Origin of the sequence: Chryseobacterium sp. 7, from assembly GCF_003663845.1 — a bacterium.
Classification (GTDB): domain Bacteria; phylum Bacteroidota; class Bacteroidia; order Flavobacteriales; family Weeksellaceae; genus Chryseobacterium.
Map to the genome: position 1 here is coordinate 718,945 of NZ_RCCA01000001.1, position 25,643 is coordinate 744,587.

A 25,643-nucleotide genomic window follows, 5' to 3' on the forward strand; every position below is an offset into this window, starting at 1 on the left:
TTCTCGCTTTTATCTGAACTTTTGATTCACAATAACAGGATTTCAAAAATTAAATAAGTAAGCCTAGGTCCCTCACTTAGGATTCAATTTTTTGTGAAATTCTTGGTGCAGGATACTTAAAAAACACAAAAACATATATAGTAATTACGAACTAACTCCATCCATAACCTGGGTGTTGAACTGCAAGAAGTTTTTAAATTGATTTAAGCTGTAAAAAGTATAAATCAGATTGATTTAAAGATTTGAAAAATTGCTGATGTTATCAAATCATATGTTTAATAAAGTGCCTGTAGTTATTATTAGCAGACTTTAAACTGCTAAAGCCTTAATTAATAATTAACATTTTAAAAAACAAATGAAAAAAACGAAATTATTTCTATTAGTGCTTTTCTGTTCATGCATTAATGCGATTGCTCAAGTGGGTATCAATACTCCAAACCCACAAGGAATTTTAAATGTAGATGGCGCTAAGAATAATGCAGCTACAGGAACTCCTACTTCGGTACAGTTGCAAGACGATTTTATTGTTACAAATACGGGTTCAATTGGTCTTGGGGTAATACCCGATAACTATGCAATGCTTGATGTTTCTGCATCCAATAAAGGAATTTTGGCACCACGAGTTAATTTAACCTCCAGTACGTTAGATTTAAATGCTGATGGTGACAATGTAGCGGCTAATCAGCCACAGGGTCTTTTGGTTTATAATATTGGGACAACTCTAAATAAAGGATATTATTATTGGAACGGATCAGAATGGAGGGTATTTGACAGTTCTACGGCCGTAGCTCCGGTATTGGGAAGCTTGGTTTGTGCATCTTCCACATTATCACCGGCCTCTTATTCAACAGGTGTACCTTACGCAGGAAATTTGAGGGTACCATATACAGGGGGTAACGGCGGTTCATATCAGCCTGGCACACCGATTACGGTACATGGGCTTACTTTCACACTTCGGGCATCAAAATTAGAATTTGGAGATGGTGAGCTGGTATTTTCTGTAGTGGGAACTCCGGATACCAATACAGATTTTACGGTTAACCTGACACCATCCGAAATCCCTTTCCTGGCTAGCGGTCAGCAATGTACAGTTACAGTTACGAACCAAACTACTGCAGATACTAAAAATGTTGCCTATGTAGGTACACTAGTTTCAACCTCGGATAATGGAAGAACAGGATATCATTTAGTAGGAACTACACCGGATGGACAATGGTCAGTAAGATGTTTTTTACCAACCAATACTGCATTCCAGGATGTTAATTTACAATTGAGATATAATGGCTCAGCATCTGATCCTGACACACGAGATATCATTCAAAATACAACATATATGTGGGGAGGGGGTGATACCAATTCAGGTAATCAGGTTACTTACCCAAAAAATATTTGGGCGGGATCCAATGCCAATACTTCTGCATTGAGTATAGCAACATCACAAACCGCTACAAATTTTCCCAATTGGGGCGATCCAGGTGTGTATGCAGCGGCAAGACCTGAATACAGATTATATCACTGGACTGATTATTCTGCCACGGGAACAAAAGTTTTCTACACAATGGAGTTTATGATGGGCTCCTCTACACCAGGTGCAAATGCCACAACAACAACTTGCCCTTCAGGAACCTGTATTTCCACAAAGGTATTTTTTAATCTGAGACAGATTACTGCTCCATAATATTTGTATATACAAATTAGAAATGGACTTTAAAGATTTTCATATCGGCAGTTTAATCAACCGCCGGGTTGCAGAATGTGGGATAGAAATATCCCGCATCTGTAATTTTTTACCCTGTAGTGCTGAAAGTGTTGAAAAGATGTACCAATCAAAAAGTCTGAATACTCAAACTCTTTTGAGATGGAGCAAGCTGCTGGAATATGATTTTTTTAGAATTTATTCGCAGCATTTAGTGCTTTATTCTCCCGTATCAAGCATTAAAGTTATACCAACTTTGAGAAAGAAAAAATCATCATTGCCAAGTTTTCGAAAAAATCTTTACACCAAAGAAATTATAGATTTTGTGTTAGAAAGAATCAGCTCAAATGAAATGACGAAGACCCAGGTAATAAAAAGATATAGAATTCCTAAGACAACATTGTACAAATGGTTATCTAAATATAGCTAATATTTGAAGGTATAAAATTTATGAAAAAAACAACCCCCGATTATATCACCATTTATAAAGATTTGGTTCAGCTTAAATTTCCAGAAAAAATAAAAGATCTGGAGCATTTTTTTCAGAAAGAGAAGTTGTCAGCAATGGAAGTTATTAAAATTAACTACATCCTTTTCGGTACCTCTAAAGAAGCAAACAATAGCCGGTTTAATTCATACAATAAAGACGATATTATGCATATTCTTGATTATCAAAAAAAGTATAAATTAAATAACTCGCAGGTAGCAATACATTTTAAAATGAGTAGAAATACGATTAGTAAATGGAAAAAATGTTTAAGTTTTAATGAAAACAGCCAACTAAAGAAGATAATTTAAAATAGAAATCCGGAATAAAAGCCCAGGTAGCTCAGTCATCTGGCACGCCAAGAGATCTCACCCTCTTAAACCCAGAAAAATACTTAAGATATGGGATTTTTTATTTAATCCAATAGTGATATTCTTATCTTTGTGGCTTTACAAAGCTAAATATTCTTCTTTTGAAGGAACTCCATATCATATCATTCAATTATCCCTACCCTCCTTCTTATGGTGGTATTATTGATGTGTATTATAAAATTAAGGCTTTGTCTGATCTGAGAATAAAAATTCACCTTCACTGTTTTATAGATCAGATTCCTTCAATGGTTGATCCGGAAATTAAAGAAATTACGGAGAATGTATTTTTTTATAGAAAGAAAAAGAACCCTCTTCTTTATTTTTCAGGAATACCTTTCGCAGCTGCCATAAGAGATTCTGAAGTTCTTCTTAAAAATCTGGAAAAGATCAATGCTCCTATATTGTTTGAGGGTTTGCAAACTACTCATATTGTTAGACTTTTAAAGAATAAAAGACATCAGCTCTACCTTCGCCACCACAATAACGAAACAGAGTATTATAAAGGACTTTCTTTGTCAGAAAAGAATATATTCAAAAAGATTATTTACAAGCTCGAATCACTAAAATATATCGGATATCAGAAAAAACTTTTAAAGAAATTTGAAACCGTTTTCTGCCTGTCTGAAAAAGAATATAAAGAAGTAGAAATTTATTCGGGAAACGCACAGCTGATTCACATTTTTCATGGCAATCAATCGGTTAAGCAACTGGACAAAAAGGGAAACTATTTTCTTTTTCATGGAGATCTTACGACTGCGGACAACAAAAGAGCACTGAATGAAACTATTGATTTATTTAAAACGCTGCCACAATACAAATTAGTTGTAGCTTCCGACCGTGCCAGCGAAGATATTAAAAGAAAAATTTCAGAAGTTGAGAATATCAGCCTCACTCCTATCCGGACTACGGAAAAACTTCATAGCCTTTTGGAAAATGCCCAAGGCAATATTTTAGTCTCTTACCAGAATTCAGGAACCAAAGTAAAGTTATTCAATACCCTTTACAACAGCCGTTTCGTTATTATTAACGAAAATATCACAGATGACCCTGTTTTGACAAATTTGTGCCTGTATGGAGCTGATATGACTGAAATTCGTCAACATATTATCACCTCAGCTGAAAAAGATTATCATGATGCTGAAAACAGAAAGAATATATTAGAAAATACCCACTCGGATAAAGCTAAAGCCGAAGAAATAATAAAGATTATTTTTAAGAATTAACCCTGTCTACCACGCCCTGAATATCAAACTCTTCAAGACAGGCCCAGTCTCCCCGGTAACATTCTTTATCTCCAAAAACAGAACATGGCCTGCAGCTAAGATCTTTCACCTGAACAACATCCTCTTCACTCTGCCCGAATCCTAAAAATCCGGCATAAGGATGAGTAGCTCCCCAAATAGAAATACATCTTGTTCCTACAAGACTTGCAAGGTGCATATTGGCAGAATCCATAGAAATCATCAGTTCCAGTTCAGCAATATGATTAAGTTCTTCTGTAAGACTTAATGTTCCGGCAAGGTTTTTTGTATTAGGAATTTCACGCTCCCATTTTTCCAGCGTTTCTTTTTCTTTCTTACCTCCGCCAAAGAAATATATCGTGTGTTTCTTAGCCAGAATTCTCACTAATTCATAAGATTTTTCCAGCGGAAGCATTTTCCCTTTATGTTGGGCAAAAGGAGCAAAACCTATCCCCGATTTATCCTCAGAAAGCGGCCTTAAGGTATGCGACAGCTCAACTTTGAATCCCATTTTTCGGAAAACATCAGCATAACGTTCTACCGTTTTTTTCAGTTGCACTTTTTCCAGGTTCCAAACGTCTGTGAGGTGTTCTTTTTCTTCTTTTCCTTTATCTATTTTGAAAACCTTAAGTCCTTTTCTTCTGTAAATCCTGTCTAAAATCTTGGTTCGGATTACATCATGAAGATTTGCAATACAGTCCGGATTAAACTCTTTGATCAGTTCATTACTGAGTCTGCTTAGTCCAAACAGTCCTTTATAATCATCAAGATCAATTCCTTTAAAGGTTACATTTGGAATTCCCGCAAACAGGGCTTCAAAATTTTTCCTGGAAACCATAATAATTTCCACACCGGGGTTCTGCTCCAGAAATTCTCTGAAGACAGGCACCGTCATCGCAACATCTCCGAATGCGGAAAAACGATATGCTAAAATTTTAGTCACAATTATGATTTCAGTTGGTAAGCAACTGCATAAAACTTGATCTGCTTCGTCATTGCCATCAATCCATTGGCTCTGGACGGGGAAAGAAATTCCTGTAATCCTATTTCTGCAATAAAATCGAAATCAGAATCCAGGATTTCCTGAGTGGAATGTCCACTATAAATACTTACTAAAAGAGAAACGATCCCTTTTGGCAGAATACCATCAGAATCAGCATTAAAGAAAAGCTTTCCGTCTTTAAATTCTGCATCAATCCAAACTTTGCTCTGACAGCCTTTAATCAGATTTTCTTCTGTTTTTCTTTCTTCCGGTAAGCCTTTCAGTTCTTTTCCAAGATCAATGATGTACTCATACTTTTGCTCCCAGTCTTCAAGAAAAGCGAATTCGTCGATTATTTCCTGCTGTTTTTCTTTAATGGTCATTTTAAATCAAATTTCTTTGTGCAAAGATAACCAATTTTGTAAAATTTATTAATGAGATGCTTTTTCAAAAAGCTGTAATATTTTTGTTTCCTCATTCTCCCAGCAAAATACATCCGCCGCTTTATTCAATTCACTCTGATAATGCATTCTTCCTCTTTTCAGAACAAGATTAATTGCTTTCTCAATCGTTTCAGGTTGGTGATCCGTAATAATTTCTCCTACATTGAACTGATTTTTTATGCGCTGCATCTCCGGGAAATTAATCATAACCAGCGGAACCCTGCTCTGAATATAATCGCAAACTTTATTAGGAAGAGAATAATAATAGCTCACTCCGTTATTTTCTTCAAGACTGAACCCTACATCTGCTGTTTTGGTAATTTCTCTGAGGTTTTCCGGTTTCAGTTTACCCAGGAAAAAAACTTTATCTTGTAATTTTTCCTGAGCAACAAGCTCTTCATATTCTTTTTTCTTTGGCCCGTCACCTGCAATTTTCAAAACAGCATCTTTAATATGATGCATGGCAACAATCATTTTCTCAATTCCTCTGGACTGATTGATTGCTCCCTGATACAGAATAATTTTAGGATGATTGTCCGGAATTTCAGGAGCAGAAAGTATTTTTCTCGGAATATTTCTGACAACTATTGGGTTCACATTGTATTTTTCGTGAAACCATTCGGCATAGCTTTCACTTTCCGTCATCATGAATTTTACATGAGGAACCAGGCTTCTCTCAACTACCCTCCAGAATTTCTGTGAAAAGCGGTTTTGTACCGATGGCATTTCTGTAAAAATTTCATGGCTGTCAAAGACCAATGGAATATTCAGTTTTTTGGCAATGAGATAATTTGGCAGAAGTGCATCGATGTCATTGGCATGAAGGATAGTATCTTTGTCAGCTTTTTTCTTAAGTTCTTTATATAATTTCCAGTTGAACTCAAAATAGGCGGTCTTTAAACTTTTAGACTTTAATCCTATTCTGGAAAAAGGATAAGGACGCTCCATTTTCTCATTTCCTTCCCAATCATTTCCTATAAGATCTATAGAGTATCCATTATCAAAAAGGGTTTTGCACACCTTTTCTATCCTTTGGTCCGTATACAGGTTACTAAAAGCCGAAGTAATTACTTTTTTCCTCATCCCTTTTTTTTACCTAGTATTAAATGATAGATCTGAATGAAACAGATCAGTCCGTTTGGAATAATAACCGGCCATAAAGGCCCACTAAAAAACCCATAAATGACAAAACAAAAACAGCCAATCATGTTGACAATTCTAATTTTTCTTACATCTTTCAGTATGAAACTCAGCACGATAAAAACTGAGGCGGAATATCCGATGTAAGTAGTAATTTCAGGGCTCATGAGACATTTTTAAGGATAACAAACTTAATCATTTTCAATAAGATAATAAAATTTTTTACTGCCATAAAGTCATTAATTGATTTTTGGTAAAATATTTGTAATTTAGATAATGAATAAAAGGTAATGTTGCCTTTGTTCTAATGAGATATATTATGGATTATAAGTTTTCACAAGGTTTGAGCCAGGTGTTCAAACAAAGCAAAAGCGAAGCTAAAAGGCTCAAAAGTGAATTTCTTAATACAGAACATCTACTTTTAGGTATTATAAAAACGGAAAACTCTGCAAAAGAAATCCTTCAAAACCTTAATGCGGATTTAACACAAATCAGAAGAAAAATTGAAACTTTAAATACAGCAAGTCTAAATCCTATTTCTGAAGAGGTTACCAATATTTCTTTCACCAAGATGGCAGATCATGCCATTAAACGTGCAGAGTTAGAATGCCGTCAATATAAAAGCAATGAAATTAATACCGTTCACCTGCTTTTAGGTATTCTTTATAAATATGAGGACCCTACTTCAAATATTCTGGGAGCTTATGATATCGACTACGAAGGAGTTTCAAGAGAATACCAGACTATGCTTAAAAATTCAGGCCAGTCTCCTCAGATGAGCGCATATGACGATGATGATGAGAGAGAGGAATTTGAGCAAATGAGAAAGCCTACAGGAAATTTAGGTTCTGCAAAAAGTAAAACCCCTACATTGGATAACTTTGGTAGAGACCTTACTTCCTTGGCCAGAGACGGAAAACTGGACCCAGTAATCGGGCGTGAAAAAGAAATTGAGAGAGTTTCTCAGATCTTATCACGTAGAAAGAAAAACAATCCTCTTCTTATCGGGGAGCCGGGAGTTGGTAAATCTGCCATTGCTGAAGGGTTAGCATTAAGAATTCAACAGAAAAAAGTATCCAGAGTTCTTTACGGAAAACGTGTGATCACTCTAGATCTTGCAAGTTTAGTTGCAGGAACTAAGTACCGTGGTCAGTTTGAAGAAAGAATGAAGGCGATTATGACAGAACTGGAAAAAAACAGAGATGTCATCTTATTCATTGATGAGCTTCATACGATTGTAGGAGCGGGAAGTTCTACGGGAAGTTTAGATGCTTCCAATATGTTCAAACCGGCTTTGGCAAGAGGTGAAATTCAATGCATCGGAGCCACTACTCTGGATGAGTACCGTCAGTATATTGAAAAAGACGGAGCTTTAGAAAGAAGATTCCAGAAAGTAATGGTGGAACCTACTTCTATTGATGAAACTGTTCAGATCCTGAATCAGATCAAAGATAAGTATGAAGAACATCACAATGTAATCTATACTCCGGAAGCAATTCTGGCTTGTGTCAATTTGACATCAAGATATATTACAGACCGTTTCCTACCGGACAAAGCAATTGATGCGATGGACGAAGCAGGATCCCGTGTTTACATCAAGAATATGAAAGTTCCTACAGAAATCATTGATTTTGAAAAGAAAATCGAAGATATCAAAGAACTGAAGCAGAAAGCTGTAAAAGCTCAGGACTACCTTGAAGCAAGAAAACTGAAAGATGAGGAAGAACGTCTTCAGATGGAACTGAATGCTGCTCAGGAAAAATGGGATAAGGATGTAAAAGAGAAAAAAGAAACCGTAACAGAAGAAAATGTAGCGGAAGTTGTTTCTATGATGAGCGGTGTTCCGGTAACGAAAGTTGGTAAGAACGAGCTTGACAAACTGGCCCAGATGGATGAAAAACTGAACGGAAAAGTAATCGGTCAGGAAGATGCTGTGAAGAAAGTTGTTAAGGCTATTCAAAGAAACAGAGCAGGTCTTAAAGATCCTAACCGCCCTATTGGTACCTTTATTTTCCTTGGAACAACCGGGGTTGGTAAAACTGAATTGGCGAAGGTAATGGCAAGAGAGCTTTTCGAATCCGATGAATCTCTGATCAGAATTGACATGAGTGAATACATGGAGAAATTTGCCGTTTCAAGATTGGTGGGTGCGCCTCCGGGATACGTAGGATACGAAGAAGGTGGTCAGTTAACCGAAGCGGTAAGAAGAAAACCTTATGCAGTGGTTCTTTTGGATGAGATTGAAAAAGCTCACCCGGATGTATTCAATATTCTGTTACAGATTTTGGATGAAGGACATGTTACTGACAGCTTAGGCAGAAAGATTGACTTCAGAAATACCATCATTATTCTTACTTCAAATATCGGAACAAGAGATCTTAAAGATTTCGGCGACGGTGTAGGATTCGGAACTTCTGCAAAGAAAACTACTTCAGACTCCAGAGCGAGAAGTACGATTGAAAGTGCCCTTAAAAAAGCATTTGCTCCGGAATTCCTGAACAGAATTGATGATATTGTGATCTTCAACTCTCTTGTACAGGATGATATCAAGAAAATCATTGATATTGAACTGAATAAGCTTTATGGCAGACTAGAAAAATTAGGATATAAAGTAGATCTTACTGAAGACGCTAAAGACTTTATTTCTGAAAAAGGATGGGATAAAGATTTCGGTGCAAGACCATTGAAACGTGCGATCCAGAAATACATTGAAGATTTATTGGCAGAAATGCTGGTAAACAAACAATTGAATGAAGGAGAAACCGTAGTTCTTGACCTTAACGAGGCTAAAGACGGATTGATCGGGAAAACACAGAAAGCAAAAAAATCAGCTGAAAAGTCTTCTCAATCTTAATTCAATAAATAATTTAATTTTAAATAGAAACACCCCGGAAAATTTTCCGGGGTGTTTTTTATATGTTTTGGCTAAAGCTCCTTCTTATTGATAAAATCATAAAATTAAAGTCCCACTACAAAACCAATATTAGGAATCAGACCGCTCGTAAATACACTGGAATTTTGTTTCCAAAGTACATTGTACATCAACCCCAGCTGCATAAAGGAATTATTCCCGATTCTCTGCATATAGCCTCCACCCAGATACAATGCATTTTCTTCTGTATTGTATTTATAATCGTAATATTTGTCTTTATAGTTGATGAAAAAATGCTGATAATTAGCCCCTACATAAAACGATCTGGCAAAATAGTAATTCAAAAACGGTCCCACTCCAAACATGGTAGATTTATAGGAATTAGAAGTCTGCCATGATACACTTCCTATCACTCCGCCCTCAAGATCATCTGTAAGCCTGTATCCTACTCTTGGTGATGCCTGCAGGTTAAAAGAGCTATTGCTTCCGAATCCCAATCCGATGCCTCCTCCGAATGTCCATCTGTTGTTTTCCTGCGCCTGTGTTCCTATTGAAACCTGGGAAAAAAGCGATCCTGATCCTATCAGCATCATAGAAATAATAAACTTTTTCATATGTAATATTTTGTTTTAAAAATTATATACTCTTCTGTTTCCATTTGCAGAGAGACTGATAAAAGGTGATGTGATAGTATATCGTTTTTATCAATGTTTAAAATTATGGTTTTTTTACGAATTTATTTAGTTGTATTTTTGCCGCATCAAACTAAGAACTCCCGTTAAGAGTTTCGTAAAATTGAAATACAATGAAAGTAGTAGTAGGCCTCTCCGGAGGTGTAGATTCTAGTGTTACAGCTTATTTGCTTCAGCAGCAAGGCCATGAAGTTGTGGCTTTATTTATGAGAAACTGGAACGATGCTTCCGTAACATTAGAAGATGAATGTCCCTGGATTGAGGACAGTAATGATGCCCTTATGGTGGCGCAAAAGCTTGGAATTCCTTTCCAGGTGATAGACATGAGTGAACTTTATAAAGAGCGTATTGTTGATTATATGTTTGATGAATATCAAAAAGGAAGAACTCCCAACCCTGATGTACTGTGTAACAGAGAAGTAAAATTCGATGTGTTTATGAAAACCGCAATGTCTTTAGGAGCAGATAAGGTTGCTACAGGACATTATGCAAGAGTAAATTCTACTTTTGATGAAAGCGGAAAAGAAATTTTCCATCTTCTGGCCGGGAAAGATAATAATAAAGATCAGTCTTATTTCCTTTGCCAGCTAAGCCAGGATCAGCTTTCAAAAGCATTATTTCCTATCGGGGAACTTACAAAACCTCAGGTAAGAGAAATTGCAAAAGAAATCGGATTGGTAACGGCAGATAAAAAAGATTCCCAGGGATTATGTTTTATCGGGAAAGTAAGTCTTCCACAGTTTTTACAACAGCAATTAAAGCCCAATGAAGGAGAAATCGTAGAAATTTTCAAAGATTCACCCCTATTTTCGGAAGAAAAACCTGAATTTTTATCTAAAGAAGAAGAACTTGAATTTTTATCAAGAAAAATCAATTATAAAAAAGCTGACGGAAAAGTAATCGGGAAACATCAGGGAGCCCAGTTTTTTACCATCGGACAAAGCAGAGGTCTTGGGATAGGCGGTCATAAAGAAAGCTGTTTTATCGTCTCCAGAGATATGGAAAACAATATCATTTTTGTGGGCGAAGGAAGCCACTTCCCCGGACTTCATAAAAAAGCACTGAAAATCGATAATTCTGAATTGCACTGGGTACGTGAGGATATGAAACTTCAGAATGGAGAATCTATGGAAGTAATGGCCAGATTCAGATACAGACAATCTCTGCAGAAAGCAACGCTATTTCAGTTTGAAAATGCTTTGTATGTTGAATTTGATGAGCTTCAGTCTGCTATTGCGGAAGGACAGTTTGCATCATGGTATATTGATGATGAATTGATTGGCAGCGGAGTTATTGCATAAAAAAACAGCAGTAACCCTATCATAATAAAAAAGAGACCTGAAAATAATTTTCAGGTCTCTTTTTAAATTTAATCTCAATACTGTTTTATTGAATAATGATTTCTTTTTCGCTTGTTGTATGGGCTGAAAAATACCCAAGTGCTCCGTTACTGATGTTACTTGGCGGATTTGCAGAAACAGTGGTATTAAATTCCGGATCATTCAGGCTTTTCTGAGCTTTGAAATAGTTGTAAACAGCCTCATCTATGCACTGCATTTCTACTTTTACTTTACTATTTGGGGGATTTGTTGAACCATTAAGTACTCTATTATTCACCTGCCCGTTTACCGAATAATCAGAAAATAAAGTAATCTCCTGAATACCAAGATATCCTTGAGATTTAAACAAATAATAATTTCCTTTTATCTCGGGATCCGTAAAAACCGGAATCACTTTTTTCTCAATATAATATTCGTCGGGGATGTCCTTTTGTTTCAAAGCTGTAAACTCTACATATTCAGGCATTTTGCTTGTCGCTTTATAGATAACGCCATCTATGGTTACAGATAGGGTATAAACATCTCCATAATGGGTGGTAAGATGGGTTGTTCTGTATTCTCCCTCAGTATATTTTAAAGTATCGGATTGCCCGTGGTTATCACTGATGACAACAACAGCATCTGTAACCGGTTTTGGATATGATGCAGCATTAATTTTCTCAGATCTGGTGATTTTCACACTGTAAGGTCCGTTTTTATCCGTAACGTTTCCTTCAATTACTATGGTTCCGCTTAAGTCTTTCAAAGGCAGATCTATATCTCTTTCATCAAAGCAGCTCAACAGAGAAAACACAATTGGAAAGGCTACCAGGTATTTTATATTTTTCATCAGTAAAATTTAGAATTTGAAATTGTACGTTATATTAGGAACCCATGAAACGAAAGAAGTTTGTTTAGGCTGAACAATTCCTTGGTTACTATCAAATGAAATCCTGTATGGATTATGTCTTCCATAAACATTATAAACCCCAAATGACCATGAGCTTTTGAACCTTTTATCGGTTTTTGGTTCGTAAGTTGCGTTGATATCCAATCTGTGTGATGCAGGTATACGGCCACCGTTTCTTTCTCCATACTGAAGATATTCCCGATCACCGATCACATATTTTGCTCCAGGATAAGTGATTGCATTACCGGTAGCATAGACAAATGCGCCGGATAGTGTCCATTTCGGAGTTAATTGATAGTTGGCAACCAATGATAAATTATGTGTTCTGTCATAAGAAGCATTATACCAGCCTCCATTATTGATCTCATTATTTTGCCTCTGAGTTTTGGATAATGTGTATGAAAACCAACCTGTGAGTTTTCCTGTTGTTTTCTTAGCCATAATTTCCAACCCATAGGCTCTTCCTTTTCCATTATACGCCAGATTTTGCTCTACATCATCCAGAATATTGATTTCAGCGCCGTCTTTATAATCAACAAGGTTTGACATTTTTTTGTAGAAGACATCCGTACTCAATTCATATCCCTCATTGAACTTTTTAGTAAACCCAACGTTCATCTGATCAGCAATCTGAGGTTTTCTTACATCCATCCACAAATCATTGTTAAGTGATCCATTAAGACTGTTCAGCGTATATATATTTTGGGTATTCCTATTGTATCCTAGGGTTAATGCATTGTTTTCATTAAAATTATAACCGACAACGATTCGAGGCTCAATATTGAAATAGCTTTTCTTAAAATCATTTCCGGAGTGATCCGTATTTTTTCTGTCTGAAGAAAACAATGATGCCCTCAAGCCATAGTTGATGAACAGCTTATCATTAAGTTTAAAATCATCATTAATGTACAGCGCATTTTCCCACATTGTTCTATTATTTCTCAGAAAGTTGGAAGTTATAGATTCAGGAAGATCCCGTGTAGAGAAAAAATATTGAGAGGTCTGGAAACCATAGCGCAAAGTATGCTTTAAGCCAACATAATGAGTGAAATCCTGCTTGATACCAATATTTCTGATATTTGGTTTTATTTCTACAAATTCATCATTACTATTCTGAACCGTTGTTTTATACCCGTAATTACTGTAAATCAAAGAAGTATTTGAGAATAATTTACTGCTTATAATGCTGTTCCATCTAAGAGTTGCGGCTGTATTTCCCCAATCATTATTGAACTCTTTAAAAGCTAAGACATCTTTGCCAAAATAGCTGGATAAATGAATACTGTTATTTTCATTTAACTGAAAATTAGCTTTTGCATTAAGATCATAAAAATTAAGCTTAATTTTTGATCCGTCCTGTGGTGGTATGAAAAGATCTGCGTAAGTACGTCTTCCAGATATAATGAAAGACGATTTCCCTTTCTGAATAGGACCTTCAACACTCAGCCTGCTGCTGACAAGTCCTAAACCTCCGCTTACATTATATGCCTGATTATTTCCTTCTTTCATCTTTACATCTACAACTGAGGATAATCTGCCACCATACTGCGATGGAATATTACCTTTATAAACAGTTACATTTCTCAGTGCATCACTGTTAAATGTACTGAAGAAACCCAGCAAATGAGAATTATTAAAAACAGGAGCCTCATCCACCAGCATAAGATTCTGATCTGGGCTTCCTCCGCGTACACTGAAGCCGGATCTTCCTTCCTGAGAACTTATGCCGGGCAAGTACTGTATTGTTTTAAGAATATCTTTCTCCCCCAATAAAACCGGAAGTTTTGAAATACCTTCCACATCCAGAACCTCAGCACCCGTTTTAGATCTGGCGGACACCGCCGTTTTATTTTTTTTCAGTTGTACTGTCTCTATAAGATTTTCTTGTCTTATAAGATTCCAGTCTATTTTTACTGTTCCGTTCAAATGAATCTCCTTACTTTCACTTTTACGATTGTTATGACTGATAATCAATGTATAATTTTTCTCAGGTAGGGATAGGGAATAAAAACCATACTCATTGGTCTCTGCAAAAATTTCAGGCTTTTCTTCTATCTTTATGATAGCCCCTGAAACAAATTCTCCTGTGTCTTTATCCTTTACCACCCCGCTGATGGAGTAAACGCTTTGCGCATAAGAGAAAGTGGAGAATAGAATTGTAGAAATAGTAATTCTGATCATTTTTCTTTTAATTTTCCGCAAAAGTACATTTAAACCCAATCCGTTTAGAAAACATGATATCAGACAGCTTTTAAGCTCGTAAATTAAAAAAAACCGTTAAAATTATTATTTAAAAGCATTTTATACTACAATAAAGCAATGAAGATATTTTTTAATTATACATAAATTCATTTTATCATCTAATCAAACGATTTAAAGTATTAATAAATTAACAATAAATTAACCATTTCTTTGTGTCATTGAAAGCACATGTTAATTTTTTTAACTAATTAAAAGAATTAATATAAAAGTGCGAAAATATGATCTGAAATAAATACATTCATATCGCTAAAAATGATACAGTTAAGTGAATTTATATGTACTAGTAAGACTCAGATTTCAATATGAGATATTGCGCAAATTATAAATCAAAAAGAAAAATAATACTGAAAAATTTTCATTACTATTATTTTAAATTATTCTGTAACGTTTTTTAAATTGTGATACTCACTGAGCAAATAACAATAAAAAATACTCCTATGAGAACATCTGCAAGAATCCGGTACGCTTATGTGAGCAATATTCTGATTACTATTGTATCCGCTGTTTTTGGCTATAATTTTTACCAGGCCATTGCACATCCGGAAAAATTGCAGTCAGCCTTATTTTGGCAGTACTTACTTCCGCTATGGTTAGAAAATATGGCTACCAGACCGTGAAAGAAAAAAAGAAAGATATGTAATCTCAACAAAACATAATAAAGCCCGGAACATTTTGTTTCGGGTTTGTTTTTTATACTGGTTTACGAGTTCATCTTTTTATTGATATGATTCAATATAAATACCAATATAACAATAACTTCTGCTATTAAAATCATGATTAAAAATCCTATTGGTTTTTCTAACATAATTCCTCTTATGAGTTTGATAATTCCCAATAAGAAAACAGATCCTGCAAAATAAAGTGTAATTCTTGAAATGGTTTCTTTCAAAGAATTTAAAATAAAAATTGAAGCATAGAATCCGAAAACCAGGATAAGATAAAACTTTAGGAAGTCTGGTCCTTTAAGGATAACCGGATTGAATGTCTGGTGAATTGCCATAAGCCACGTAAAACTTATAGCAACCGGAACTGAATGTATGATGACTTTCTTCATAATGATTCGTTTTTTATTATCCGCCACAGCCACCGCATCCCCCACAACCTCCGCAACCACCTCCACAGCCGCCTCCGCCTACGCTGCAACTAGCGCCGCCACAGCTTCCTCCTCCGTCATTATTCTGCTTATCTTTTCTGTTAGGATCTGTGACTTCACTATCTCCTACTATTGATGCAATAGCTCCCAAGATGAAAATAATTGCAAATATTACTCCCGTGACGAGCAATCCTGTAAAACCGCCTCCTTCTGTACACGAGAACAAAAGCAGTACAATAAGAATTGGAGAAAAAAAAGCCATCTTTCTCAAACAGGTTCGTATTTTAGGCTTTTTACTAAGTTCCTGCCACATTTCTTCAGGAGCTTCCTGTTGAAATACTTTTTGATAACTTGTTAAAGTGTCTTCAAACCAGTTTTGATGTTTTTTTCTTTCTGCAGTTCCTCCTTTAGATGGATGATGATGAAGCGGTCTTTTCAAAATGTGAGGACAGAATTCTTCCCAATAATTCTGGGTGTAGATCAGATGCATATGCCATACTTTATCTACTATTTCACTGGGTGAAGCTCCATTGGGAAGAATACAGCAGAGATAAACAAACTTTTTATACTCTTCTATTGCTTTTCTTGCGAAATCAATGCTCCAGCGTTCTTCTTTTGCCAGTTTTTTTGAGAAAGGAAAATCAGCGCCGGGAGCATCCAGGGAAAACTCTTGTATTCGGTTCCAAAGAGATTCGTCTTTTAATACCATTTTTGTTTCCATTGTTTTGATTTTTATTTTTCTACTCAAATATCAATGGATTATAAAATATAAAAGTCTTTGAAAAGTCTTTTTTGGTTTGATAAAAATCTTAAATTAGTCTTACAAATAAATGCCATGAAAAAGGAAGATATTCTACATCTTGAGAAGCTGATGAATTTCTTAAGCCGCCAGTTTTTAAAGAAAAACCATTGGGAAGATGTTACCAAAACCGAATGGACTTATATAAGCGCTGAACTGAATGATTTGATTATCAGTGATCATTCCGACAAAGAGATCAAAAAAGAACCTGATCTTCTGGGGAACAACTACCTTTATGAACATCTGATTATCAATAAACTAAAGAAATTCAAACACAATGAAAATGCAGTTCTTAGCAGACCCAACCTTGCCAAGCTGAGTCAGATTGTGAAGGTTTTGGGGTATTCAAATTATATAGATTTCATTAATTCCAATACGGAATCCTTTAATTTTAATGATCTCAAAATTGAGATGAATAATGTAAATCTGAATACAGCTCTTTTAGACCGTTTGGTGGGCTGTTGGTATTCTTATAACAGAAATCTGCCCGACAATCCTTTGATGGCAAAAGAAGACCGGATATGGCGTTCTGCTATGGAAATTTATAAATCTGAAACTACCGGAGAATATTTTATTGAAAGAAGCGGAGGGGATCATCATAAATATTACGGTAAGGTAACGGCTTATTCGGATTATGTTTTTATTATCATGAACAGCAATACTTTTATCCGACAAAGGCATTTTATTTCAAGAATAAAAGATATTAAAGAAAAACTTAAAAACCCGGACTATAAACTCCACGAAATCCACTTCATAAGTACTTGTATCAGTTTCAATCAGGAGCCGATTGCTTTGTTTGAAATTTTCAGAAAAGCGGACAGAAAAAATTTTATTTCAGATTCTATCAGCTTCCCAATTGATAGTGATGAAATTCCAGAAAGCATTGTTAAACAACTTGAAGATACTGAGTCTAACAGAATCGATTACAGATAGTTATACCAAAATATAATACATATTGAATGCCCTTGAACTAGCAATATTCCAGGACTCATTCATTTCTCTTATGCCTAGAATACATTTAACCATTAAAAATCAGTTAATTACAGCAATATTTCTCTAAATTGATAGTTCTAAATAGGAACCCTTCAACCCTCTTGCTATGGAATATTATGAATTGTATGAAGTTTTGAAAAATCATTTTGATTCCGGAAAAGACAGGGCTGAACTCAAAGAACTGAATACAACTATTGAGTCAATTCCTTTTGAATCTAAAGTTTGTGATTTCCTTTACGGTTCAGAAAATCAAAATTGCAGCAAACACCAGCAAGCTCTTGAAATCAACAAAAATGGCTATCTCTTTTATGACCAGCCAGCCGTAGATATCAAAGATTTTGATATTGAATGCAACAAAAAATTTGAATATCATATTCTGAAACGGGCAGATATTGAAACAACCCAGGGAGCCATATTTTTCTTCCATGGGCTGAATGAAAAGAAATGGGATAAATATCTTCCTTGGGCGTATAAACTGGCTCAAAGAACGCAAAAAGCCATTATTCTTTTTCCTATTGCATTTCACATGGACCGTGCAGAACCCATCTGGAGTGATCGTCATCATATGATGGAAGTAGTGGATTTCAGGAAGAAAAAATATCCGGAAAATATGAATTATTCCTATGTGAATGCAGCCATAAGTTCCAGGCTGGAAGCCCATCCTCAAAGAATATTTTGGTCCGGATTACAGACTTATTCTGATATTACAGAAGTAGTAAAAGATATTAAAAATGGTAAAATAAAGAGTATTTCTTGCGAAGCAGATCTGGATTTGTTCGGGTATTCTATAGGATCTTTTCTTTCACTGATTATCAAAATGGCAGATCCTCATCATTATTTCAGCCAATCAAAAGTTTTTTGTTTTTGTGGTGGGATGACCATCGACAGGATGTTTCCGATCTCCAAATACATCATGGATACTCAGGCAACGGTAAAAATGCAGTCTGTTTTTACAGAGTTGCTGAGCTCTGATTTTAAGTCTGATAAGAGATTAAAACATTATCAGAACGAAGATTTACATCCTCAGGAAAGCTGGTTCAAAAAGATGCTCCGTTACAATTATTTTCAAAAAGAAAGGGAAGAAAGAATTCAGGAAATTCAGTCTCAGATCAAAGCGTATGTGCTGGAAAAAGACAGTGTAGCTCCTCCAATGGAAGCATTAAATACATTACAGGGAGGTTACAGGAATATCAATGTGGATGTTGAAATCAAAGATTTTCCGTTTGAATATTCCCATATGGTTCCGTTTCCGCTTAGCCATAAGCATGCAAAAGAGGTAACTGAAGCTTTTGATCAGTTTGTACAATCTGCGAGCGATTTTTATAATGCCTGATTATCATTCTCTCAGGTATAAAAAAGCGAAAGGAATAGTTTAAAAATCAACAATATAAGATCCATGGTGTTAGTTTTTAAGTTATGAGGAAGTACATTTAATCATATACCTTCCTTATTGATCAACTGACCAGCCAGTCTTTGAAATCTTTCACACGGTCTCTGCTGACCGTAATTTCCTCTTCCGGCTGAAATTCCAGATCCACTTTGTAATAAGGTGAAGTGTGGATATTTTTGATAAAATCTGAGCTTATAATAAACTGTCTGTTCACACGGAAGAATTTTTTCTGATCCAGAACATCTTCCAGCTCATCCAACGTAAAATCTGACGGATAAGTACGGTCTTCCGTCTGAAGATAAACGATTTTATTTTCACTGAAAAAGCAGCTTATTTCATCCGTCTGAATGATCTTAAGGTTATAGCCTATTTTAACCAAAACTCTGGAAAGCGTGGATTTTTCTTTTCTGATCAGCTGTTTGATATCCTGAGAGCCATTGGTATCATTAGCCGGAATGAAAGATTTAAATTTCTCTACTGCGCCTTGCAGATCTTCATCAAGAATAGGCTTTAAAAGATAATCAATGCTGTTCAGCTTAAAGGCTTTCAGGGTATACTGGTCGAAAGCTGTGGTATAAATAATAAAACCTTTTGTAGGTACTTTTTCAAAAATGTCAAAAGACAGTCCGTCACCTAAAACAATATCAGAAAAGATCAGCTGTGGATGTTCGTTTTCAGAAAACCAGGCTACGCCTTCTTCTACAGATTCTATTTTTGCAACTACTTCTATTTCAGGAAAATTACTCAGCATTCTCTCTAATTTCCTTGAAGCAGGTTTTTCGTCTTCTATAATGACAGTTTTGATCATTGAGCTTTAATTTTGGTTTTCAGATTTTAGGAACTAAAGTTAGATAAAAGCGGACAAATTATTAATAATCCATTGGGTTTTTCTCTTTTTTGAGCTCTTTTTGAATCATTTCTCTTTCCCACTCGGAATCAAAAAGAAACAGTTTTACAGCTTTCACAATAATAATAAATCCCCAAATTCCTAGAATTGTATATCTGTCAAACAATCTGAATTGCACAATATGTTCACCAAAAATATCATCAGGAATGATAAGTACAGCAAAAATGGCAAATATAAAAATGCTTTTATAGAATTTTCTGATGCTGTTTGTTCTTGCAGAGGCAGTTTCGTAATCCATGATCGTATATGTTTTTTAGTTATGATTATTGTTTATAGTGTTTTTATTTTTTGCTTTTCATCTTTCTCCATCAGTTCTTTTATTTTTCTTTCTTCCCAGCTTTTTCCTATCCCAAATACATTTATTGCATGAAACGCAATTCCTATTCCCCAGCCTAATGCCGGCCATAAAAACCATAAATACCCCGGAGCCGTCATAAGATTCAGTATCGCTAAAAATGGAATAACGATACAGTAAGACGTAAGGTTTCCGTAAAATTCTTTTAATTCTTTTACTCTTCTTGATGCTTTTCTGTAAGCAATGGTCTCTTTATTTGGTAAAATTTCCATAATGTTTTGTTTTAAAGGTTGATTTGTTTTTTTCTTGAATCAAAGGTAAGTCAGGAAAAGGCCTTCAATCAATTTTATATTACCCAATGGTAGATTATGCTATCCGAATCGTAAAAATGGGTCATCAATAGATAAACGGGATCAGTTTCTTTGTGGTTTTTCTGTATTCTCTATATTCTTCCCCGAACTGTTCTTCCAAAGCCTGTTCTTCCACCTTAATTCTGTACGCAAAAGCTAAAAACGGAGGCACAAAAGCAAAAATTAATGACAGCCAGTTGTTCAAATACAAACCAAGCCCAAGAGAAGTCAAAAGAGAGAAAGCATAAGAAGGGTGTCTCAGGTATCTGTAAAATCCTTCTTTTTTGATTTTATGATCCTGCCTGATGGTAACATCAACTGTGAAATACTTACCCAGCGATCTGATGATGATATACCTGACAATAATCCCGATAAGAATAAAAAGCTCCCCCAAATAAAGAATCCAGATGGTATTCACAATCGGAAAATGCGTATTATAAGATACGATGATAGAGGTAACTATGGAAAAAGGAATGGCCAGCCAAAGAAGATTAAGAGTAGACTTATCTTTGTTTTTCTGATCTTCTTTTCCGGATTTCAGTATGTTCTTATAAAGAAACTCTGTGAGAAACCACGCAGCCATTGAAATATAGAAAATTGTTGATAAAGCATTCATTTTCAATCAGTTTTTAAGGTTAGAAGTGTTTTAAAAAATATTTTCTTTCTAATGCTCATTCTGTTTATCCATTAGTTCTTTAATCTTATTATCTTCCCACTTTTTGATAAAGCTGAAGCGTGGCAGGAACACTGTAAGGGCATGAGCTACCAGTCCTATTCCCCAGAAAGTAGCTGTAAAAAAGTTTTTAAACTGGAAGTAACTTTCACCGGGTTTCAAATGCATGCAATTGTAAACCACAATCATAGCATTTACGGCAACATAGGCAAATAAATGTCCGTAAAAACCTCGTAATCTGTCTACCTGCCTTCTGGCTCGTTGATATTCAATATCATTTTCGTCAAATCTTTCCATCACTTTATTTTTTTGTTTGTTCATAATTTCACGAATTTTCTTTTCCTGCCAGGATTCTCCTACTCCAAACACCTGGAAGGCATGGGAAGCAACCCCAATTCCCCATCCCAGCACCGGAAACCAAAACCATTGGTTTCTGCTGCTTGTATAAAGATTGATAAAGATCAAAAAGGAGCATACGGTGCAGTAAGAAATGAGATTCATATAAAAGCTTTTTATTTCTTTCACCCTTTTTTGAGCATGCTTGTAGGCTGCTGTTTCATCTTCAGGTTTTGTACTGGAAATATGTGGCTTAGCCAAAAGCATCGGCAGTTTTACTTTAAAATGATCTTCTGATTTTTCTATGAAGACATTTCTTTCAGTAAGCAATGAATAACGCTGTACAATATTAGCAAGACCGATCCCGGAACTTTCTTTGATCTGTTCTCTTACCTGGAGATTATTTTCTATGCATAATGTATTTCCGTCTGAAAAAATTCTGATGATTAAAGGTTTTGATGACGTGGCAAAATTGTGTTTGATACAATTCTCCAGCAACAGCTGCAAAGCCAATGGAACTACATATTTCTGATAATCTTCTGTCGCCACATCAAAAGTAAAATCTACACTGTCTTCAAACCTTGTTTTTAAAAGTTCACAATAGGTTTTGGCAAATTCTATTTCATCTTCTACGGTTACCAGCTCTTTATCTTTCTGTTCAAGTACATACCGGTAAATCTTTGACATTGAAGCGGTAAACTTTTGAGCCTGGCGTGGATTTTCATCTATCAGAGAGCTTAACACATTCAATGAATTGAAAAGAAAATGCGGATCCAACTGGTTTTTTAAACTTTCAAACTGGGCATTGGCAGATTTGGCAATAAGCTTCTGTTCTACCACTTCTTTTCTGGAAGTTTTTTTCAGTTCTTCCATGAAACTTCTGGCATGAAGAAAAGCTGAGATCAGCAAGGCGATATTGATCGTAAACCAATTGAGGAAATTATATTTTCCCAGAAAAAACTCTTCTGTAGTGGCTGCTTTTTGAATAAGCACAAAATTGACATAATTGCAAAAATAAACCAACACAAAGTTGGCTACAATAATTGAAATAATACTGATAACCGCTCTTTTGGTTGTAGCTTCAGACCATGGGATTTTTTTATTCAGAAAGCTATTCAGCATTCCGTTTCCTCCTCCCAGCACAAAGGAATAAATAAAAGAGATTAGAATGGTATATAAAAAGTTCTCAAGATTCTTTTCTTCTGTAAAGACAAAAAAGAAAAACATAGAGACAGCAAGTGATACCCAGAATAATATGATAAAATTTTTCCGTTTCATGATCTATTTTCTTGACTCAAAATTAGTTTTTATTAAAGGTATCAAAAATTAATTCTTACCGAAAGGCTGTTTTTTCTCACTGAACAGTATAAAAAAACCTCCACGAATGAAGGTTGATTTTTTTGAAATATAGAGAAAATTATTTTGCTTTTTCAGCAGGCATGCTTAGAAAATAATCAGCTTCTGCTTTCCCCCAGTTAGGATCCAAAGCTGTCTTGGGTTTGTATGCATTAAATTTTGCCTGAGCGTCTTTAAACATTTCCAATCCTTTGGTTTTGCTTCCCCCGTATTGTTCCGGGGTAAAATACACATCTTCCGCTTTGATAAGGGCAACTCTTGGGTTTGCCGGGTCCAGCTTTTCTGCAGCATTCATTTCCTCGGCAGCTCTTGCACCATCTGTCATATAACGCTGTGCAGGGTTCACCATCATTCTCAGGGAATAAGACATTTTTCTCAACAGGTGAATTTCTGCATTATCTGCACCAGCCAGATTCTGAGCCATAGACAGGTGTTTCTCTGCCTGATCTGCAATCACATCCAGTTCCTGCATCTTCCCGTCCCTCATCAAGGTTCTTCCTTTTTGGATATAAGAAAAAGCAGCGTAGTACGCCGGAAGCCATTTTGTACTTTCTTTACTCCCGATTCTCTGGAAATCATTGGCAAGAGTCTGGAAGTCTTCCGGTGTTTTGCAGGTTTCTATTTTTGCAATTTTTTCAGTCATTATTTTGTCATAATTTGCCTGTGCAAAAGCCGTTAAGCTTACAAAAGCTAAAGCAAAGCTTAAAAGGTATTTTTTCATACTGTCAATTTTTTAAAAGTTAGTTGTATTGTTTGTTCTAAGATATGTTTTTATAAATTATTATTGATGGCATCATCCGTTTTATCTACTCCAAAACTTATAAATGCCCCTATGAAAACAAAAGTATTAACCGGCGGCACAATGGCTGAGCTTCTGGAGCCATCTGCAGAAAAATTATAGCCATACACGTTTTTTGATCCTAAAATATTGCTGACACTCAATACAAATACCGGAAACGATCTCGCATCTTTTTTGCCAATATTCGGAAGATAATTGATGCTGAAATTCAATGCGTTATAATCTTTTAATCTTCCTTCATTTCGGGTATAATTAATGGCTTTTCCATTATCAAATGTAGAAGCAATATCATAATAAGGACGTCCTTTTGCATAAGTGTAAGACAAATTTACTCCCAGTTTCCATTCCGGAATAAATCTTTTGGCCACTGCTGAAAGGGTGTGTTGAGCAGCAAAACTTGGCTGCAGGCTTACAGGATAATTCAGGAAATCTCTTTTGGAATCCAGGTAGGAGTAGCTGATCCAATAGTCTATATTTTCAAATGTTTTTTTATTATCTCTCCAGAAAAACTCCACTCCTTTTGCGTATCCGTATCCATCATTATTTAAAGCAGTTTGAATCTGCTGATTCTGTTCTTTATCAGGTGTTACATTAAAGGTTTTGATCAACTGGTCATATTTTTTATAAAACGCCTCAAAACGTAAAGTTCTGCCTTCTGAAGCTCTCTGAACCTGGAAAATATAATGTTGGGATTTCTGGAAATCAAGATTTGCCGGGCCATTAATGTATTTACTTTCCGGGTTCTGATAAAAAAGTCCGTAAGCTAATGAAGTCGTCCAGTCTTTTGCAAGTCGGTAAGCAATCGCAAAACGTGGGGCAATATTGTTTTTTCCTAAAAAGGAAGAATGCTCTGCTCTTACTCCAATTTTTGCTGACAATGCATTGCTGAAGCCAAGATCCGTTTCCATGAAAGCGGAAGAAATTAAATCTTTGTAATGCTTCTGTACGGCTTCAAAATTTAGATTTTCATCGGTATTATTCAATTCAATTCCTCCTCTTACTGCACTTATTCTGTTGATTTTTCTTTCAAGAACTGCCTTAAAGTTCAGATAGTTTCCATCGGTCAGAAGCTGGCTTCTGTTGGATTCAATATCATTGGTTTCTGTAGAAAAATGAAGATCAGATCTGTTGTATGAGTAAGACCCGCCTACATTCAGAAGATATTTTCCAAATTTCTGTTTAAAAGACAGGTTGTGAAATGTATTTTTCCCGTTAAGCTTTACCAGACTGAAATCATATCCCGGCTCAAGACTTTCAGATTTCACACCCATTTTATTGGAGTTGAACATTCCGTAATATTTGAAAAAGCCCCCTGATTTTGTTTTAAATCTGAAATTAAGATCTCCGTTAAGCCCTTGTGGTGCTTCTACAAAATCTGTATTAAACTTAAAGACTTTCTGCATCAGGCTTAAAAGAGAATATCCAGCTGTAGCTCCGTAAGAATAGTTTTTATTATCCCCTAGCTTCTGAAATCCGGCACTCAGGAAAATAGGTGAAATACCAAAATTATAAGACGTTTCATCCGGAAGATCCACACTTTCCAGCATCAATGCTCCCGAAAGCGCCTGCCCGTACAACGCAGAATAGCCACCACTTGAGAAGATATTTCCTTTAAATAGAGAAGTATTGAACTGGTCTCTTCCTGCAATCCCGGGAACAGAATTGGAGAAATAATTATTGATAAGGCTTCCATCCATAAAGATTTTAGATTCCGTTCCGGTACCTCCACGGATGAACAATCCTTCAGTTCCTCCTACTTTCTGTACTCCCGGAAGATAGGTTAATGCTGAAGAAATCTGTCCGTCCGCACCTGCTGTTGTATAAATATCAATGGGTGTAAGCAAAGCGGTTGCTCTTTTCTTATCGCTGGCTTCAATAGATCCTGCAGAAACTACTACCGCATCAATCTCACTGATCTGTTCTTTAAGATCAACATTCAAAGAAATATCCTGATTCTCAATAGAAACTGTCCTTTCAATATTTTCATATTTTGGATGGGTAAAAGTAATGACATGGGTTCCTTTTTCTGAAGTTTCAAATGTAAAATTACCCTGAGCATCTGTTGTAGTGCCATCGTAGGTTTCTTTCAGTGTTACATTTACTCCTGCTACGCCTTTATTTTTGAAGGAAACTTTTCCTGATATTTTCACCTGGGAATATCCCATGATGGAAATGAGAAGGAGAATCAGAAAGAGTATGTTTTGTCCTTGTGTTTTCATTTTTATTGTTTTCTGGGT

The 25,643-nt window shown here is 35.7% G+C and carries 25 protein-coding genes; 9 read left to right on the forward strand and 16 right to left on the reverse strand.

All coding sequences use genetic code 11. From position 1 onward, the window contains the following. The first annotated feature begins 355 nt into the window (after positions 1 to 355). The 4 genes from CLU97_RS03350 (at position 356) to CLU97_RS03365 (ending at position 3,777) form a co-directional block, all read left to right on the forward strand. The gene (locus CLU97_RS03350; protein ID WP_121486689.1) at positions 356 to 1,678 is read left to right on the forward strand and encodes a hypothetical protein; all 1,323 of its coding nucleotides are present in this window, start codon (positions 356 to 358) and stop codon (positions 1,676 to 1,678) included. A 22-nt stretch (positions 1,679 to 1,700) separates the two neighbouring features. Beyond that, a complete protein-coding gene (locus tag CLU97_RS03355) occupies positions 1,701 to 2,126 on the forward strand; it encodes a transposase (protein WP_121486690.1) in 426 nt (141 codons plus the stop codon). Between the two features lie 20 nt (positions 2,127 to 2,146). Beyond that, a complete protein-coding gene (locus CLU97_RS03360; protein WP_121486691.1) occupies positions 2,147 to 2,494 on the forward strand; it encodes a helix-turn-helix domain-containing protein in 348 nt (115 codons plus the stop codon). Between the two features lie 161 nt (positions 2,495 to 2,655). Then, a complete protein-coding gene (locus CLU97_RS03365; RefSeq protein WP_121486692.1) occupies positions 2,656 to 3,777 on the forward strand; it encodes a hypothetical protein in 1,122 nt (373 codons plus the stop codon). Here the strand turns inward: CLU97_RS03365 and CLU97_RS03370 are convergent. From CLU97_RS03370 to CLU97_RS23955, 4 genes are read right to left on the reverse strand one after another with little or no spacing between them, the layout of a single operon-like run. Beyond that, positions 3,767 to 4,738, reverse strand: coding sequence for a glycosyltransferase family 9 protein (locus CLU97_RS03370; protein WP_228437502.1), 972 nt, complete (start codon positions 4,736 to 4,738; stop codon positions 3,767 to 3,769). The two genes, CLU97_RS03365 and CLU97_RS03370, sit on opposite strands and share 11 nt — an antisense overlap. 2 nt (positions 4,739 to 4,740) lie before the next feature. Beyond that, positions 4,741 to 5,160 (reverse strand): SufE family protein, encoded by a 420-nt coding sequence (locus CLU97_RS03375; RefSeq protein ID WP_121486693.1) that lies wholly within the window; start codon positions 5,158 to 5,160, stop codon positions 4,741 to 4,743. Between the two features lie 48 nt (positions 5,161 to 5,208). After that, positions 5,209 to 6,303 (reverse strand): glycosyltransferase, encoded by a 1,095-nt coding sequence (locus CLU97_RS03380; protein WP_121486694.1) that lies wholly within the window; start codon positions 6,301 to 6,303, stop codon positions 5,209 to 5,211. After that, positions 6,300 to 6,527 carry a uroporphyrinogen decarboxylase gene (locus tag CLU97_RS23955; RefSeq protein WP_121486695.1) on the reverse strand — a complete coding sequence of 76 codons (228 nt, stop codon included), beginning with the start codon at positions 6,525 to 6,527 and terminating at the stop codon, positions 6,300 to 6,302. Before CLU97_RS23955 ends, CLU97_RS03380 begins: the two co-directional genes overlap by 4 nt. 152 nt (positions 6,528 to 6,679) lie before the next feature. On the opposite strand from CLU97_RS23955, the gene CLU97_RS03390 reads away from it, so the two are divergent. After that, positions 6,680 to 9,214, forward strand: coding sequence for an ATP-dependent Clp protease ATP-binding subunit (locus CLU97_RS03390; protein WP_121486696.1), 2,535 nt, complete (start codon positions 6,680 to 6,682; stop codon positions 9,212 to 9,214). Positions 9,215 to 9,318: 104 nt separating this feature from the next. On the opposite strand, the gene CLU97_RS03395 is transcribed toward CLU97_RS03390, so the two are convergent. Further along, a complete protein-coding gene (locus CLU97_RS03395; RefSeq protein WP_121486697.1) occupies positions 9,319 to 9,846 on the reverse strand; it encodes a hypothetical protein in 528 nt (175 codons plus the stop codon). 191 nt (positions 9,847 to 10,037) lie between these two features. Here CLU97_RS03395 and mnmA point away from each other — a divergent pair, with 191 nt between their 5' ends. Beyond that, positions 10,038 to 11,225, forward strand: coding sequence for a tRNA 2-thiouridine(34) synthase MnmA (gene mnmA, locus CLU97_RS03400; RefSeq protein ID WP_121486698.1), 1,188 nt, complete (start codon positions 10,038 to 10,040; stop codon positions 11,223 to 11,225). Between the two features lie 85 nt (positions 11,226 to 11,310). Here the strand turns inward: mnmA and CLU97_RS03405 are convergent, their stop codons facing one another. After that, positions 11,311 to 12,093: a DUF4249 domain-containing protein gene (locus CLU97_RS03405; RefSeq protein WP_121486699.1), complete on the reverse strand. Its 783-nt coding sequence runs from the start codon at positions 12,091 to 12,093 to the stop codon at positions 11,311 to 11,313. 9 nt (positions 12,094 to 12,102) lie between these two features. Beyond that, a complete protein-coding gene (locus CLU97_RS03410) occupies positions 12,103 to 14,334 on the reverse strand; it encodes a TonB-dependent receptor domain-containing protein (RefSeq protein ID WP_228437504.1) in 2,232 nt (743 codons plus the stop codon). 518 nt (positions 14,335 to 14,852) lie between these two features. On the opposite strand from CLU97_RS03410, the gene CLU97_RS03415 reads away from it, so the two are divergent. Beyond that, entirely contained in the window at positions 14,853 to 15,032 is a 180-nt protein-coding gene (locus tag CLU97_RS03415; protein ID WP_121486700.1) for a hypothetical protein, read from the forward strand. A gap of 83 nt (positions 15,033 to 15,115) precedes the next feature. Here the strand turns inward: CLU97_RS03415 and CLU97_RS03420 are convergent, their stop codons facing one another. Together CLU97_RS03420 and CLU97_RS03425 are read right to left on the reverse strand one after the other, a co-directional pair. Continuing rightward, positions 15,116 to 15,469: a hypothetical protein gene (locus CLU97_RS03420; protein WP_121489640.1), complete on the reverse strand. Its 354-nt coding sequence runs from the start codon at positions 15,467 to 15,469 to the stop codon at positions 15,116 to 15,118. A gap of 16 nt (positions 15,470 to 15,485) precedes the next feature. Further along, positions 15,486 to 16,229 (reverse strand): glycine-rich domain-containing protein, encoded by a 744-nt coding sequence (locus CLU97_RS03425; RefSeq protein WP_121486701.1) that lies wholly within the window; start codon positions 16,227 to 16,229, stop codon positions 15,486 to 15,488. A 114-nt stretch (positions 16,230 to 16,343) separates the two neighbouring features. Between CLU97_RS03425 and CLU97_RS03430 the strand changes: the two genes are divergently transcribed. Together CLU97_RS03430 and CLU97_RS03435 are read left to right on the forward strand one after the other, a co-directional pair. After that, entirely contained in the window at positions 16,344 to 17,240 is an 897-nt protein-coding gene (locus tag CLU97_RS03430) for a hypothetical protein (protein WP_121486702.1), read from the forward strand. A 166-nt stretch (positions 17,241 to 17,406) separates the two neighbouring features. Then, complete coding sequence (locus tag CLU97_RS03435) at positions 17,407 to 18,633, forward strand: DUF6051 family protein (RefSeq protein ID WP_121486703.1); 1,227 nt, start codon at positions 17,407 to 17,409, stop codon at positions 18,631 to 18,633. Between the two features lie 121 nt (positions 18,634 to 18,754). On the opposite strand, the gene CLU97_RS03440 is transcribed toward CLU97_RS03435, so the two are convergent. From CLU97_RS03440 to CLU97_RS03470, 7 genes are all read right to left on the reverse strand, one after another. Further along, positions 18,755 to 19,498, reverse strand: coding sequence for a LytR/AlgR family response regulator transcription factor (locus CLU97_RS03440; protein ID WP_121486704.1), 744 nt, complete (start codon positions 19,496 to 19,498; stop codon positions 18,755 to 18,757). A 61-nt stretch (positions 19,499 to 19,559) separates the two neighbouring features. Then, on the reverse strand, positions 19,560 to 19,835 hold the full coding sequence (locus CLU97_RS03445; RefSeq protein ID WP_121486705.1) for a 2TM domain-containing protein: 276 nt from the start codon (positions 19,833 to 19,835) through the stop codon (positions 19,560 to 19,562). Positions 19,836 to 19,867: 32 nt separating this feature from the next. Next, the gene (locus CLU97_RS03450) at positions 19,868 to 20,164 is read right to left on the reverse strand and encodes a 2TM domain-containing protein (protein WP_121486706.1); all 297 of its coding nucleotides are present in this window, start codon (positions 20,162 to 20,164) and stop codon (positions 19,868 to 19,870) included. A 124-nt stretch (positions 20,165 to 20,288) separates the two neighbouring features. Beyond that, the gene (locus tag CLU97_RS03455; protein WP_121486707.1) at positions 20,289 to 20,858 is read right to left on the reverse strand and encodes a methyltransferase family protein; all 570 of its coding nucleotides are present in this window, start codon (positions 20,856 to 20,858) and stop codon (positions 20,289 to 20,291) included. A gap of 48 nt (positions 20,859 to 20,906) precedes the next feature. Then, on the reverse strand, positions 20,907 to 22,529 hold the full coding sequence (locus tag CLU97_RS03460; RefSeq protein ID WP_121486708.1) for a 2TM domain-containing protein: 1,623 nt from the start codon (positions 22,527 to 22,529) through the stop codon (positions 20,907 to 20,909). Positions 22,530 to 22,668: 139 nt separating this feature from the next. Further along, a complete protein-coding gene (locus CLU97_RS03465; RefSeq protein ID WP_121486709.1) occupies positions 22,669 to 23,328 on the reverse strand; it encodes a hypothetical protein in 660 nt (219 codons plus the stop codon). 50 nt (positions 23,329 to 23,378) lie between these two features. After that, positions 23,379 to 25,625, reverse strand: a complete 2,247-nt coding sequence (locus tag CLU97_RS03470) for a TonB-dependent receptor (RefSeq protein WP_121486710.1) — start codon at positions 25,623 to 25,625, stop codon at positions 23,379 to 23,381. Positions 25,626 to 25,643: the final 18 nt, after the last annotated feature.